Source organism: Acidovorax sp. FG60 (genome assembly GCF_057808995.1).
Genome location: NZ_JBMDJC010000006.1, coordinates 276,785 through 290,735 on the forward strand (window position 1 = coordinate 276,785; position 13,951 = coordinate 290,735).

Annotated in this window: 14 protein-coding genes and 1 pseudogene; 9 read left to right on the plus strand and 6 right to left on the minus strand. The window is 65.9% G+C overall.

Translation table 11 applies throughout. The features are described from left to right. The first annotated feature begins 102 nt into the window (after positions 1-102). A complete protein-coding gene (locus tag ACODS0_RS11725; RefSeq protein WP_488835060.1) occupies positions 103-1,131 on the plus strand; it encodes a Bug family tripartite tricarboxylate transporter substrate binding protein in 1,029 nt (342 codons plus the stop codon). A 28-nt stretch (positions 1,132-1,159) separates the two neighbouring features. On the opposite strand, the gene ACODS0_RS11730 is transcribed toward ACODS0_RS11725, so the two are convergent. From ACODS0_RS11730 to ACODS0_RS11740, 3 genes are all read right to left on the minus strand, one after another. After that, positions 1,160-1,549 carry a nuclear transport factor 2 family protein gene (locus ACODS0_RS11730; RefSeq protein ID WP_306554200.1) on the minus strand — a complete coding sequence of 130 codons (390 nt, stop codon included), beginning with the start codon at positions 1,547-1,549 and terminating at the stop codon, positions 1,160-1,162. A 100-nt stretch (positions 1,550-1,649) separates the two neighbouring features. Then, complete coding sequence (locus tag ACODS0_RS11735; protein ID WP_121422116.1) at positions 1,650-1,973, minus strand: DUF1840 domain-containing protein; 324 nt, start codon at positions 1,971-1,973, stop codon at positions 1,650-1,652. Positions 1,974-2,002: 29 nt separating this feature from the next. Continuing rightward, positions 2,003-3,271 carry a class I SAM-dependent methyltransferase gene (locus ACODS0_RS11740; RefSeq protein WP_228897523.1) on the minus strand — a complete coding sequence of 423 codons (1,269 nt, stop codon included), beginning with the start codon at positions 3,269-3,271 and terminating at the stop codon, positions 2,003-2,005. Positions 3,272-3,384: 113 nt separating this feature from the next. On the opposite strand from ACODS0_RS11740, the gene ACODS0_RS11745 reads away from it, so the two are divergent. The 6 genes from ACODS0_RS11745 to ACODS0_RS11770 are packed head-to-tail and all read left to right on the plus strand — an operon-like array spanning position 3,385 to position 10,389. Next, positions 3,385-5,736 carry a bifunctional salicylyl-CoA 5-hydroxylase/oxidoreductase gene (locus ACODS0_RS11745; protein WP_488835066.1) on the plus strand — a complete coding sequence of 784 codons (2,352 nt, stop codon included), beginning with the start codon at positions 3,385-3,387 and terminating at the stop codon, positions 5,734-5,736. Positions 5,737-5,742: 6 nt separating this feature from the next. Beyond that, positions 5,743-6,234, plus strand: a complete 492-nt coding sequence (locus tag ACODS0_RS11750; RefSeq protein WP_218298982.1) for a MarR family winged helix-turn-helix transcriptional regulator — start codon at positions 5,743-5,745, stop codon at positions 6,232-6,234. Further along, on the plus strand, positions 6,231-7,085 hold the full coding sequence (locus tag ACODS0_RS11755; RefSeq protein WP_218298983.1) for an enoyl-CoA hydratase family protein: 855 nt from the start codon (positions 6,231-6,233) through the stop codon (positions 7,083-7,085). Before ACODS0_RS11750 ends, ACODS0_RS11755 begins: the two co-directional genes overlap by 4 nt. Positions 7,086-7,089: 4 nt before the next feature. Next, positions 7,090-8,307: an acyl-CoA dehydrogenase family protein gene (locus ACODS0_RS11760; protein ID WP_055399994.1), complete on the plus strand. Its 1,218-nt coding sequence runs from the start codon at positions 7,090-7,092 to the stop codon at positions 8,305-8,307. A gap of 4 nt (positions 8,308-8,311) precedes the next feature. Further along, positions 8,312-9,988 (plus strand): AMP-binding protein, encoded by a 1,677-nt coding sequence (locus ACODS0_RS11765; RefSeq protein ID WP_488835070.1) that lies wholly within the window; start codon positions 8,312-8,314, stop codon positions 9,986-9,988. A gap of 2 nt (positions 9,989-9,990) precedes the next feature. Beyond that, positions 9,991-10,389, plus strand: a complete 399-nt coding sequence (locus ACODS0_RS11770; protein WP_488835072.1) for a RidA family protein — start codon at positions 9,991-9,993, stop codon at positions 10,387-10,389. Here the strand turns inward: ACODS0_RS11770 and ACODS0_RS11775 are convergent. Then, positions 10,334-11,302 carry an EamA family transporter gene (locus ACODS0_RS11775; RefSeq protein WP_436130389.1) on the minus strand — a complete coding sequence of 323 codons (969 nt, stop codon included), beginning with the start codon at positions 11,300-11,302 and terminating at the stop codon, positions 10,334-10,336. The two genes, ACODS0_RS11770 and ACODS0_RS11775, sit on opposite strands and share 56 nt — an antisense overlap. Positions 11,303-11,399: 97 nt before the next feature. Between ACODS0_RS11775 and ACODS0_RS11780 the strand changes: the two genes are divergently transcribed. Next, positions 11,400-11,861: an Lrp/AsnC family transcriptional regulator gene (locus tag ACODS0_RS11780; RefSeq protein ID WP_055399988.1), complete on the plus strand. Its 462-nt coding sequence runs from the start codon at positions 11,400-11,402 to the stop codon at positions 11,859-11,861. 36 nt (positions 11,862-11,897) lie between these two features. On the opposite strand, the gene ACODS0_RS11785 is transcribed toward ACODS0_RS11780, so the two are convergent. Together ACODS0_RS11785 and phnE are read right to left on the minus strand one after the other, a co-directional pair. Continuing rightward, positions 11,898-12,482: a phosphonate degradation HD-domain oxygenase gene (locus tag ACODS0_RS11785; protein ID WP_488835074.1), complete on the minus strand. Its 585-nt coding sequence runs from the start codon at positions 12,480-12,482 to the stop codon at positions 11,898-11,900. Positions 12,483-12,495: 13 nt separating this feature from the next. Then, positions 12,496-13,125: pseudogene (phnE, locus tag ACODS0_RS11790) on the minus strand (phosphonate ABC transporter, permease protein PhnE); the annotation flags it as partial. 32 nt (positions 13,126-13,157) lie between these two features. Here phnE and ACODS0_RS11795 point away from each other — a divergent pair. Then, positions 13,158-13,951, plus strand: a 794-nt coding sequence (locus ACODS0_RS11795; RefSeq protein WP_488835077.1) for a transposase, incomplete at its 3' end; no start/stop codon positions are given.

Genomic DNA, 13,951 nt, shown 5'->3' on the forward strand with positions numbered 1-13,951 from the left:
CTCGGCGCCACCACCTTGGGGTAATCCATCTGCACGGATCGCGCCGCGCCGCGTAAAAAGCTTTGCATGCATACGAAACACCTGCGAAAGGACGCCCCCGCCATGACAACACGCCCCCATCCACGCCGCCGCACCGTTGCGGCACTGGCCTGCGCCGCCCTGGGTTGCGCTGCCCTGCTGCCCCTTGCGCACGGCCAACAACAAGCCAGCACCTGGCCCGCCAAGCCCGTGCGCATCGTGGTGCCCTTTGCCCCCGGTGGCACCACCGACATCCTGGCGCGCGCCATGGCGCCCGAACTCTCGCGCGCGTTTGGCCAGCAGTTCATTGTGGACAACCGCGCCGGTGCTGGCGGGAATGTGGGCGCCGACATCGTCGCCAAGTCGCCGGGGGACGGCTACACGCTGCTGATGGGCACCGTGGGCACGCACGGCATCAACCGCGCGCTGTACGCCAAGCTGCCCTACGACCCCATCAAGGACTTTGTCCCCGTCACGCTGGTGGCTGCGGTGCCCAATGTGATGGTGATGAATGCCGACAAGGCCAAGGCCCAGGGCATCGCCAACGTGCAGGATTTCATCCGCGTCGCCAAGGCCAGCCCCGGCAAGATGAACATGGCCTCCAGCGGCAACGGCACATCGATCCATCTGGCAGGCGAGCTGTTCAAGAGCATGACGGGCACCTTCATGCTGCACTTGCCTTATCGGGGTTCCGGCCCCGCGCTCATGGACATGGTGGCGGGCAACGCCGACGTGATGTTTGACAACCTGCCTTCGTCGATGGCGCAGATCAAAGCGGGCAAGCTCACGGCCTTGGCCGTAACCAGTTCAGAGCGCTCCAGCGCCCTGCCCGACGTTCCCACAGTGGAGCAGGCCGGAGGCCCGACCCTCAAGGGCTACGAGGCCAGCTCCTGGTTCGGCCTGCTCGCCCCGGCGGGCACGCCCCAGGACATCGTGAACCGCATCCAGCAGGAAGTGGCCAAGTCACTGGCCACCCCGGCGATGAAAGAACGGCTGGTGGCGCAAGGCGCTATTCCGGGTGGCAACACACCCGCCGAGTTTGCCAAACACATCGACAACGAACACAAGAAGTGGGCTCAGGTGGTGAAGGCGTCGGGGGCGAAGGTGGACTGACCTCTTGCCGTGATGGCGGACCTGCGGGTCAGCCCGTGATGGCTGCCTGCGCGGGCTGCAGGCGCTTTTCACCCGTGGCAAACGAGGCGCGCTGGATGCGCCCGTTCGAGACTTCATACACGCACAGCATCTCCAGCGTCCCCAGACCCTCGGGGAAATTGCGCGTGATCAATTCGCAGTCCACCACCACATTCGCCACCACCGTGCGCGACAGCAGCCGTGCATGCAGGTCGGGCTCGGCAAAGCGCGCCAGAAAGCGTGGACGCATTTCGGCATGCCCTTGCGCAAGCCGTTCTCCGTGGAGGACAAACTGCTGCGCGTCTTCGGCGTAGGTCGCCAACAGGGCGTCGATGTTCTTGGCGTTGTAGGCGTCCAGCTGAGCCTGGACGACGGCCAGCGGAGAAAGGTCGCGGGTCATTGGAGGATTGCACGAGAAAGAAGAAACCTGCAGGGGGCTGCCGTGAAGATGCGCCGCGAACGAAGCTGCCCGCAGCCCACTGGGCTCAAAAGACGAGGCGCTATACCCCCCAGACCACGTCCACATCCGCCGCAGCACTGCGCTTGAGCATGTCGATCAGCGGTGCCACCCGCTGCCGCAGGCGCACGGCCTCAGCGCGGTCTTCCGCACTGGCCTCGTCCTCTCCACCCGCGTCTGCGGACGCCTGCTGAGCCTCTTCGGACGCCACGGCGGACTCCAGCGCAGCGATGGCGGCAGGGATCTGGGCGGCCGTCACGATGCCGCTGGCACCGGGTGTCTTGCCCATGATGGTCACCACCTGGCGGCCCTGCGGCTCCAGCATGATCAGATCGGCTGCGGCGCGGGATTTGAATTTGTATAGCATGGTGAAGCGTTTTCGTGGAAGAAGCAGACTCAGCTGCGGTAGATGTAATCGCGAATGAACGGATAGCCTGATTGTGCGCCGGGCATGGTCCCGGTGGCCACATCTCCGTCAGGCTTGATGGCCAGCATCTGGTGCAGTGCCATCCAGCCACGCTCAAACCCCAGGGCACTGCCCGCAAGATACAGGCGGTACGCACGCAAGACCTTATCACCCGGCTGCGCCCCACCCTGTGCGGCCAGCACCTCGCGGGCCGCAGGCAATTGGGCTTCGAGCCCGTCGGACCACGCCCACAGCGTACGCGCATAGTGTGGGCGCAGGTTCTCGGTGTCCACCATCTCCAGGCCTGCGCGGGCCATGTCGTGCAGCACCGTGCTCACATGCAACAGCTCGCCGCCGGGGAAGATGTACTGCTCGATAAAGTCACCCATGCCCGCACCCAGTTGCGCGTTGTCTGCGCCCCCCGCTGTGATGCCGTGGTTCAGCACCAGCCCTCCGGGCCGCAGCAGGCGCGCCACCGTCTCAAAGTAGCGCTGCATCTGCGCGCGGCCCACATGCTCGAACATGCCCACCGAGGCGATCTTGTCGAAGGGCTGCGCCACCTGCAGCTCGCGGTAATCCACCAGTTGCATGCGCACGCGCCCCTGCAGCCCACGCTCTTCAATGCGCCGCTGTACATGGGCGTGCTGGTTGCGCGACAGCGTGATGCCTGTGGCATCCACGCCGTAGTGCTCGGCCGCCCACAGCAGCAGGCCACCCCAGCCCGCGCCAATGTCCAGAAACCGGTCCCCCGGTTGCAGCTGCAGCTTGCGGCAAATGTGGTCGAGCTTGGCCTCCTGCGCCTGGGCCAGCGTCAGGTCTGGGGACCGGTAGTACGCACACGAATACACGCGGCGCGGGTCCAGCCACAGCGCGTAGAAGTCGTCCGACAGGTCGTAATGGAACTGCACATGGCGCGCGTCATGCGCCAGCGTGTGCACCGCCATCGACCGCGCGCGTGCCAGCACCCGCTGCCACCAGCCGTGGTGCTGGTCGCGGGCCGGGTCGCGGGTCAACAGGCCCGCAGCGGCGGCCATCAGGTCGCGCATGCCGCCTTCCAGCGCCACGCGCCCCTCGACGATGGCAGCCCCCACATTGCCGATCTCGCCCGTGGCCAGCGCCACCAGCGCCATGCGGTCACGAAAGCGCAGCGTTACAGCAGGCTCGGGCGCGCCCAGTTGCTGGCCCGCAGGCAACTGGACGGCCATCGGCACCGGCAAGGCCGCGAGCCGCCCCTCCAAGGTGTGCAGCAAGTGCTTCATGCGGCGCATCTTGAGAAATTTGCTGCACTGCGTCAACACCCCGCGATGGCATCAGGGGTTTCGCCGGGAAGGCCCCATTGACAGCATTTTGTTTAAGCCTAAACTATTTTGGCATGAACATCCTTTGCATTGGCGGTGGGCCCGCCGGTCTCTACTTCGCCCTGCTCATGAAGCAGCAAAACCCCACGCACCGCGTCACGGTGGTCGAACGCAACCGGCCGTTCGACACCTTCGGATGGGGGGTGGTGCTGTCGGACCAGACGCTGGCCAACCTGCAGGCGGCCGACGCGCCCACGGCCGCGCTCATCGGCGATGCGTTCAACCACTGGGACGACATCGAGGTGTTTTTCAAGGGCCGCAGCGTGCGCTCCACGGGCCACGGCTTCTGTGGCATCGGCCGCAAGCGGCTGCTCAACATCCTGCAGGACCGGTGCCTGGCGGTGGGCGTGGAGTTGGGGTTCGAGACCGATGTGGCCGACGACCAGGCGCTGGCCGCCGAGTACAACGCCGACCTGGTGATCGCCAGCGACGGCCTCAACAGCCGCATCCGCACGCGCTACGCCACCACCTACCAGCCCGACATCGACCTGCGCGAATGCCGTTTCGTCTGGCTGGGCACTCACAAAAAACTCGACGCTTTTACGTTTGCTTTCGAGCAAACGGAGCATGGCTGGTTCCAGGCGCATGCCTACCAGTTCGATGCCGACACCTCCACCTTCATCATCGAGACACCCGAAGCGGTGTGGAAGGCGCACGGTCTCGACCAGATGGAGCAGCCCGAGGCCATTGCATTCTGCGAAAAGCTGTTTGCCAAATACCTGGACGGCAACGCGCTCATCAGCAACGCCACGCACCTGCGCGGCTCGGCCAACTGGATCCGCTTTCCGCGCGTGATCTGCAACACCTGGGTGCACCGCGAGACCATCGGCGGGAAGCAGGTGCCCATCGTGCTGATGGGTGACGCGGCGCACACCGCACATTTCTCGATTGGCAGCGGCACCAAGCTCGCGCTCGAAGACGCCATTGACCTGGCCAACGAATTCGCCACGGGCTTGCCGATTGACGAGGTGCTGCAGCACTACGAGGCGCGCCGCAGCGTGGAGGTGCTCAAGATCCAGAACGCCGCGCGCAACAGCACCGAGTGGTTTGAGAACGTGGCGCGCTACGCCGGCATGCCCGTGGAGCAGTTCACGTACTCGCTGCTCACGCGCAGCCAGCGCATCAGCCACGAGAACCTGCGGCTGCGCGATGCCGCATGGCTGGAGGGCTATGAGGCCTGGCTCGCGGGTGGCAAGGCCGCGATTCCGCCCATGCTCACGCCCTTCACGCTCAAAGGCCTCACACTCAAGAACCGCATCGTCGTCTCGCCCATGGCCACCTACAGCGCGGTCGAGGGCGTGCCGCAGGACTTCCACTTGGTGCACCTGGGCGCTAGGGCCCTGGGCGGCGCCGCGCTGGTGATGGTGGAGATGACCAGCCCCACGCCCGAGGGCCGCATCACCCCCGCCTGCCCCGGCCTGTGGAACGACGCACAGCAAGCCGCCTTTGCGCGCATCGTGAACTTTGTGCACGGCAGCAGCACAGCCAAGATCGGCCTGCAGCTGGGCCACAGCGGCCCCAAGGGCTCGACCCGCGTCGGCTGGGAAGGCACGGATGAGCCGCTGGACGCGGGCAACTGGCCCCTGCTGGCCGCGAGCCCCCTCGCCTACGGCGCGCAGAACCAGACGCCTGCCGCCATGACCCGCGCCGACATGGACCGCGTGACCGCCGCGTTTGTGGACAGCGCCCGCCGCGCCGTGGCCGGCGGCTTTGACTGGCTGGAGCTGCACTGCGCACACGGCTACCTGCTGGCCAGCTTTTTGAGCCCCGCCACCAACCAGCGTACCGATGCATACGGCGGCAGCCTGGAGAACCGCTGCCGCTACCCGCTGGAGGTGCTGACCGCGCTGCGCGCCGTGTGGCCGGCCGACAAGCCGCTCTCCGTGCGTATCTCGGCCCACGACTGGCTCCCTGACGGAAATACTGCCGACGACGCCATTGCCATCGCGCGCCTCTTCAAGGCCGCAGGCGCAGACCTGATCGACGTGTCCTCCGGCCAGACCACGCGCAACTCGCGCCCGGTGTATGGCCGCATGTACCAGACGCCGTTTGCCGACCGCATCCGCAACGAGGTGGGCATTGCCACCATGGCCGTGGGCGCGATCACCGAGGCGGACCACGCCAACAGCATCATCGCGGCCGGCCGCGCCGACCTGTGTGCCATTGCGCGCCCCCACCTGGCCGACCCGGCCTGGACATTGCATGCCGCCGCGCAGTTGAGCCCCCAGGCCGCAACGCACACCGACTGGCCTGTGCAATACCACAGCGGCCGCGACCAGATGCTGCGCGAGATTGCCAAGCAAAAGCAGATGGCCGCGCTGACCGCACCGGCGCAGGAATCCAGCAAACCCGCAGCCATCGAGTAAGCCACCATGGACCTCGAAGCCCGCCTGCACGGCGCCGCCCCCAGCGAACATCCCGAGGCCCTGCGCCTGTGGCTGCGCCTGCTCACCTGCACCCAGCTCATCGAAAAGCAGGTGCGCAGCCACCTGCGCGCGCAGTTCGACACCACGCTGCCACGCTTCGACCTGATGGCACAGCTGGAGCGCGCACCGGACGGCATGAAGATGAAGGAGCTCTCGCGCCGCATGATGGTGACGAGCGGCAACATCACCGGCATCACCGACCAGCTCGTGGCCGAGGGGCTGGTCGAGCGCATGGACGTGGAAGGTGACCGCCGCGCGTACCTCGTGCGCCTCACGCCGCAAGGCCGCGAGCAGTTCAACACCATGGCGCGCCAGCACGAGCAATGGATCGTCGAAGCCTTCGCCTCGCTGGGCGAGCGCGACATCGCCACCTTGTACCGCCTGCTGGGCAAGGTGAAAGAGCACACACAAAACAATTCTTTGGAGACAGCCGAATGAAACACTTCATCGGGGCGAGCAACCCCATGCGCGAGCAGTTCAACCCCCAGGCCAGCTACGTCGCTGAACACTTTGCCTGGAGCTTTGATGCTGGCGTGGGTACCGTCACGCTCAACCGGCCCGACCGCAAGAACCCGCTCACCTTCCAGAGCTATGCCGAGCTGCGCGACTTCTTTTACGCGCTGCGCTTCGCCACCGATGTGAAAGCCATCGTGGTCACGGGTGCGGGCGGCAACTTCTGCTCGGGCGGCGATGTGCACGAGATCATCGGCCCGCTGACCACCATGACCATGCCCGAACTGCTGGAGTTCACGCGCATGACGGGCGACCTGGTGAAAGCCATGCGCGCCTGCCCGCAGCCCGTGCTGGGCGCCATCGACGGCATCTGCGCCGGAGCGGGCGCGATGATGGCGCTGGCCTGCGACATGCGCTACGGCACCGAGGCGACCAAAACGGCCTTTCTCTTCACTCGCGTGGGTCTGGCAGGCGCCGACATGGGTGCCTGCGCCCTGCTGCCGCGCATGATCGGCCAGGGCCGCGCCAGCGAGCTGCTGTTCACCGGCCGAGCGATGACAGCGCACGAGGGTCTCGCCTGGGGCTTCTTCAACGATTTGTATGAGAGCGCTGACCTGCTGGCCAACGTGCAGGCCACCGCGCGCGCGCTGGCCGATGGTCCCACCTTCGCCCACGGCATGACCAAGACCATGCTGAGCCAGGAGTGGAGCATGACCATCGAGCAGGCCATCGAAGCCGAAGCGCAGGCCCAGGCCATCTGCATGCAAACCGAAGACTTCCGCCGCGCCTACGAAGCGTTCGCCGCCAAGCAGAAGCCCGTTTTCCAAGGGGACTAACAACATGCACGTAGCCACGCCACCCGCCCCTTGCCCACCTTCGACGGCGCACCTGGCCCTGCCGTTTTTCGACGATGCCCACCGCGCGCTGGCCGCAGGCCTGGTGCCCTGGGCGGCCGCGCAAGAAGTGGATGAAACCGACGACCGTGCTGCTTGCCGCGACTGGGTGCAGCGCCTGGGCGCGGGCGGCTGGCTGCGCTACTGCGTGCCCGCCTCGCACGGCGGCGCGCTGCCGGCACTCGACTCGCGCGCGCTGGTGCTGCTGCGTGAGACGCTGGCTTACCACTCGCCGCTGGCCGACTTTGCGTTTGCCATGCAGGGGCTGGGCAGCGGCGCGATCACGCTGGCCGGCAGCCCCGCGCAGCAGGCGCACTATCTGCAGGGGGTGGCGCGCGGCGAGCTGATCGCTGCGTTTGCGCTCTCCGAACCTGAGGCGGGCTCGGATGTTGGCGCTATGAAAGCAATAGCTGAAAGCGCTTACCCATCAGGCGGTAACGGCCTAAAAGGCTCATATTTCTTGACCGGAACCAAGACCTGGATCAGCAATGGCGGCATTGCCGACTTCTACTGCGTGTTCGCAAAGACCGACCCGGCTGGGGGCACGCGCGGCATCAGCGCGTTCATCGTGGATGCGAACACGCCGGGGCTCGACACCTCGCGCCACATCCACGTGATGGCGCCACACCCGCTGGCCACGCTGCAGTTCGACCAATGCGCCGTGCCTGCCACGGCGCTGCTGGGCGAGGAGAACGGCGGCTTCAAGCTGGCCATGCGCACGCTGGACATTTTTCGTGCGTCGGTGGCCGCTGCCGCCCTCGGCATGGCCCGCCGCGCGCTGGCCGAGGCCGTGCACCACGCACGCCAGCGCCGCATGTTCGGCCAGACGCTCGCCGACTTCCAGCTCACGCAAGCCAAGATCGGCGAGATGGCTGCGCTGGTGGACAGCGCCGCGCTGCTCACCTACCGCGCGGCCTGGCTGCGCGATGAAGGCGAGAAGCGCGGCGGCACGCGCGTCACGGCTGAAGCGGCCATGGCCAAGATGACCGCCACTGAAAACGCCCAGCGCGTCATCGACATGGCGCTGCAGCTGCACGGCGGGCGCGGCGTGGAAGTGGGCAGCAAGGTCGAATCGCTGTACCGCGACATCCGCTCGCTGCGCATTTACGAAGGCGCCACCGAAGTGCAGCAGCTCATCATCGGTAAGGCCGTTTTGCAGGAGTGATGCCATGAAAGCCTCTTCCAAACCTTCCGCCCAGCCCGACCATTTCGTGCACGACCGCCTGCCTGCACCCGAGGCCTGGCCCACACTGCGCTACGACCTGCCCGAACTGCAGATCGCCAACCAAGCCAACCTGGTGCAGGCGCTGTTCGACCAGGCCGAACGTGCGGGCCACATCGACCGCCCTCTGTTGCGCGGCCCGCACCGAACATATACCTACCGCGACACCCGCACCGAGGCCGCGCGCATTGCCGAGGTGCTGACGCAGGACCACGGCCTCGTGCCCGGCAACCGCGTACTGCTGCGCGGCGGCAACACGGTGGAGATGGCGCTGGCCTGGCTGGGTACCGTCTACGCGGGGCTGGTGGCGGTGGCGACCATGCCGCTGCTGCGCGCGGTGGAGCTGGGCAGCATCATCGACCGCGCCCAGCCCACGCTGGCACTGTGCGACGGCCGCCTGCTGGCCGAGCTGCAGGCGGCGCAGACGCAGCACCCCGTGCTCGCCACCATCGTGCCCTTCCACACAGCGCCGGATGCGGCCGACCTGCTGCAGCGCGCGCAGGGCAAGCCCGGCACCACGCCGCCCTGCCCCACGTCGGCGGACGACATCGCGCTGATGGCGTTCACCTCGGGCACCACAGGCTCCCCCAAGGCGGCCGTGCACACGCACCGCGATGTGCTGGCAGGCTGCGAGGCCTGGCCGCGCCATGTACTCAAGGCCACGCCCGATGACATCGTGGCGGGCTCGCCGCCCCTGGCGTTCACCTTTGGCCTGGGCGGCTTGCTGGTGTTTCCGATGTGGGCCGGGGCCAGCGTGTATTTCCCCGACCAGCCCTACACGCCCGAAACCATGGTGCGGCTGATGCGCGATGCGGGCGTGACCATCTGCTACACCGCCCCCACCTTCTACCGGCAGATGGCACCCTTTGCCAAGCAGATCGGCCTGCCCCAGCTGCGCACCAGCGTGAGCGCGGGCGAGGGCCTGCCTGACGCCACACGCCAGCTGTGGAAGGAGGCGACCGGCCTGGACATGACGGACGGCATTGGTGCCACCGAAATGTTCCATATCTTCATCTCTTCGCCCGGCGGTGAGAGCCGGCGCGGCGCCATCGGCAAGGTGGTACCCGGCTACACCGCGAAGGTGGTAGATGACAACGGCAACGAGCTGCCGCGCGGCACCGTGGGCAAGCTCGCGGTGATCGGCCCCACGGGCTGCAAGTACCTCGACGACCCGCGCCAGGCCAAGTACGTGAAGGATGGCTGGAACTACCCGGGCGATGCGTTCACGCAAGACGCTGACGGCTACTTTTTCTACCAGGCGCGCGACGACGACATGATCATCACCGCCGGCTACAACGTGGGCGGCCCCGAGGTGGAAGACGCCCTGCTGCGCCACCCGGCCGTGGCCGAGTGCGGCGTGATCGGCGTGCCCGACGAGGAGCGCGGCATGGTGGTCAAAGCCATCTGCGTCTTGAAGCCCGGCCACACGGGCGATGCCGCCATGGTCAAGACGCTGCAGGACCATGTGAAAGCCACCATCGCCCCGTTCAAATACCCGCGCGTGGTGGAGTTCGTCACGGCCCTGCCCCGCACCGAAACCGGCAAGCTGCAGCGTTTCAAGCTGCGCCAGGGTGCGGCCGCATCACCCTCCGCCACATCGCCCACTTCCACAAAAACAACATGACGATGAAAAACACCCTTTTGCAGCCCGAAGGCTGGGTCACCCCCAAGGGCTACGCCAACGGCGTGGCCGCGCGCGGCACCATGGTCTTCACCGGCGGCCAGATCGGCTGGAATGCGCAGCAGCAGTTTGAGAGCGACGACTTCATCGACCAGACCAAGCAGACGCTGTTGAATGTGCGGGCGGTGCTGGAGGCTGGTGGCGCAGGCCCCGAGCATCTGGTGAGGCTGACCTGGTACGTGACCGACCGCAACGAATACAACAGCCGCCTGAAGGAGCTGGGCGCGGTCTACCGCGAGGTGCTGGGCAAGAACTTCCCGGCCATGGCCTGCGTGCAGGTGGCGGGGCTTATGGAAGAGCGCGCGAAGATCGAGATTGAAGCAACCGCTGTAATCCCGGACTGAGCTTTTCCAGCCACCGCTGTAGCGCTTGCCCGTACAGAATGAACGCCAGCGCCGCCCCAATCAACGGCAGCGCGGCAAACACCCAGCCCGTGAGCAGCTCGCCCCCCAGCGCCACGCCCACCAGCAAAGCCACCGCAGGGTTCACAAACGAATAGCTGCCCGCCAGCGCGGCCGACGTGTTCTGCAGCAGCCACAGGTATGCATTGAGCGCCACCAAGGTACCAAACACCAGCAGATAGACCCACGCCGCCCACGACTTGGCAGTGACCTGGCCCAGGGCGCTCAAAGGCTCAAACCACAACGCCACCACCAGCCCCATGGCGCCCCCCGCAAACCACTGCGCGGCCGATGCCATGGCGGGCGCAGGTAGCGACAGCTTGCGCGATGCATACGAGCCCACACTCCAGCACAGCGGAGCACCAAAGGCCAGCAGCGCACCGAGCCAGGTGGCCGAGAAATCGCCCTCCAGCGCTAGCAGCAGTGCGCCCACCACGCCCAGCGCCAGGCCGATCCAGCTGGTGAAGGGCACCCGCTCGCCGCCCCAGCGCGACCACAGCGCCAACCACATCGGCATGGTGGTGACCACCGTGGCCATCAGGCCCGAGCCGATGCCCAGCTTCTGCGCAAAACCCATCAGGTTCATGGCCAGAAACACCATGCAGCCGCCCACCACCGCCGAGTTGCGCCATTGCACCCACGTGGGCAATGCATGGCCTTGCCACAGCGCAATCAGCAGCATCACCCCCCCAGCACACAGAAAGCGGATCGCATTCATCAGCAACGGCGGCATGCTCTGCAGCGCAATACCAATGGCGAAATAGGTAGTGCCCCAGACGATGTAGACCAACAGCAGTGCCATGGCCACCGCCCCTTTGCGCTGTGTGCGGGCTTGCGCATTGAAAATTGCCGGCATATTCTTCACCTGACCGAATAATTTATGGAAGCCGCAAGGTTTTCGGAATTTTTACCAAAATCGAGCGGTTATGCAAGCAAATATTCAGACAGATGACATGGACGCCAGAATTATTTCGGCGCTAGGCGCCGATGGCCGACGTTCCTATGCCGATGTGGGGGCCGAAGTGGGACTGTCCACCGCCGCCGTGCACGAGCGCGTGAAGAAGCTGCTGGACAAGGGCGTGATCCGCCGCTTTTCCATTAGCGTGGACCCGGAACGCGTGGGGCTGAACTTCACCGCGTTCGTGGCCATCCGCAACGATGGAGGCATCCACTGCCGCGATGTGGCACCCCGCCTGCGCGCCATGCCCCAGGTCGAAGAGCTGCACAGCGTGGCGGGTGAATACGACTTTCTGGCCAAGGTCCGCACCACGCACGCGCGTGCGCTGGAGGACGTTATCTACGAGATCAAGGCCATCGCGGGCGTGGCCCGCACCACCAGCACGGTGGTGCTCAACACCGAGTTCGAGGACCGCCCGCTGGACCTGGGCTGGGTGAATGGCGACAAGGGCGGCTGATGCAGGGCGGTGGCCCCGGTCCCGCCGCGCGGCTGTTTACGCCGCTACCGGAGCGCGGTCCGCCGCAGTGGCAACAGCCGCCGGGGCCTGCACCAGGCGCTGCACCAGCGCCATGTAGTAGCCCAGCGGGGGCGTGACCAGCCCCGGCACCTTGGCATGGTCGTCATAGCGGCGCAGGCGGATGGCCTCCTGCGCAAAGGGCTGGGCCGCAAACTGCATCGCCTCTTTGGGCGTGAAGGGCCCGCCCTGCAGCACTAGGCTGTGCTGCGATGCGGGCGACAGCGTCTCCCAGTACCCCGGCTCCATCGTGCACAGGTAGCGCTTGGCATCCACATGCAGGCGGATGGGCTCCAGCACCGCGTCGGGCAGCAGGCCCCGCAAGAACGGGATGGCCATGTACTGGTGCAGGTCGTCCTGCTCGGCCGCGTCGCCCCCGGGCGCCAGCAGGTGGCCCAGGTCGTGCAGCAGGGCCGCGACGACAGTGGCCGGGGTTTCACCCGATTTTTCGGCCCACTGCGCGCACTGCAGTGCGTGCTCGAGCTGGCTGACCGCCTCGCGGCCGTACTGGTTCACGCCCCGGGTAGCGAGCAGGTGGGCAATGTCTTCAAGGCTCAATGCCATGGTGTGCTCCTTGTCAGACCAGCGCCTTGCGGATGCGGGCCGACACCAGGTCTATCACGCTCACCGTGACCACGATTATGAGCATCACGGCGCAGGTCTCGGCGTACTGGAAGCCCCGGATGATTTCCCACAGCACCACCCCAATGCCCCCGGCGCCCACCATGCCCACCACCGAGGCCGAACGCACGTTGGCCTCGAAGCGGTACAGCGTGTACGAGATCCACAGCGGCATGACCTGCGGAATCACGCCATAGATGATTTCGTGCAGTGCGCTCGCACCAGTGGAGCGGATGCCTTCCACGGGCTGCGGGTCAATCGCCTCCACGGCTTCGGAGAACAGCTTGGCCAGGGTGCCCGAGGTGTGGATCCACAGCGCCAGCACGCCCGCAAAAGGCCCCAGGCCCACGGCCACCACAAACAGCATGGCAAACACCATTTCGTTGATGGCGCGGCACGCGTCCAGCACGCGGCGCACTGGTTGGTACACCCACCAGGGCACGATGTTGGACGAGGCCAGCAGTGCCAGCGGCACGGCGGTGACCACCGCCAGCGCCGTGCCCCACAGCGCAATCTGCAGCGTGACCAGCATCTCCTGCACATAGATCTGCCACTGCGCAAAATTGGGCGGAAAGAACGGGGGTGCGGACGAAAACTTGGACTACTAGAAGGTAGTTCATGTATTCCTACGAAGACCGAATCCGAGCCGTTGAGCTCTACATCAAGCTCGGCAAACGCACCAGCCCGACCATCCGTCAGCTGGGTTACCCAACCAAGAATGCATTGAAGGGGTGGTACCGCGAGTATCAGCAGCGGCTCGACCTGCCGCTGGGATATGCCCGTCGGGAGCCGAAGTTCTCGCAGGGCCAGAAGGCAGCGGCCATCGAGCACTACCTCACACATGATCGATGCATCGCTGCCACCATGAGGGCGCTGGGCTATCCAGGGCGTGGAACGCTAACCAAGTGGGTCCGCGAGGCATTCCCTGAAGCCAGGATGGCCCTTGTCGGCAGTGTGGGCCAGCGAAGATATCCTGAGAGCTTGAAGCAAGCGGGAGTGATGGAGCTTTGCACCCGGCAGGAAAGTGCACAGGCTGTTGCCGACAGGCTCGGCGTGTGCCGACCAACGTTGTACAACTGGAAGAACCAGCTTCTGGGGCGTGAGGCACCCGCATCAATGAAACACACCGATCGATCACCGCAGGCGCAAGAGCGCGAAGAGCTCGAGCGCCAGGTTGAAATACTGCGCCACGAAGTCAGGCAACTGCGCCTTGAGCAGGACCTCTTGAACAAGGCCAATGAACTGCTAAAAAAAGGCCTGGGCGTCGATCTGCAACTCCTGTCCAACCGGGAGAAGACACTGCTGATTGACGCCCTCAGGGAGCACTATGGCCTGCCAGAGCTCCTTGCACAGTTGAGTCTTGCGCGTAGCTCGTACTTCTACCATCGGGCCCGCGCGGCAATCGGAGACAA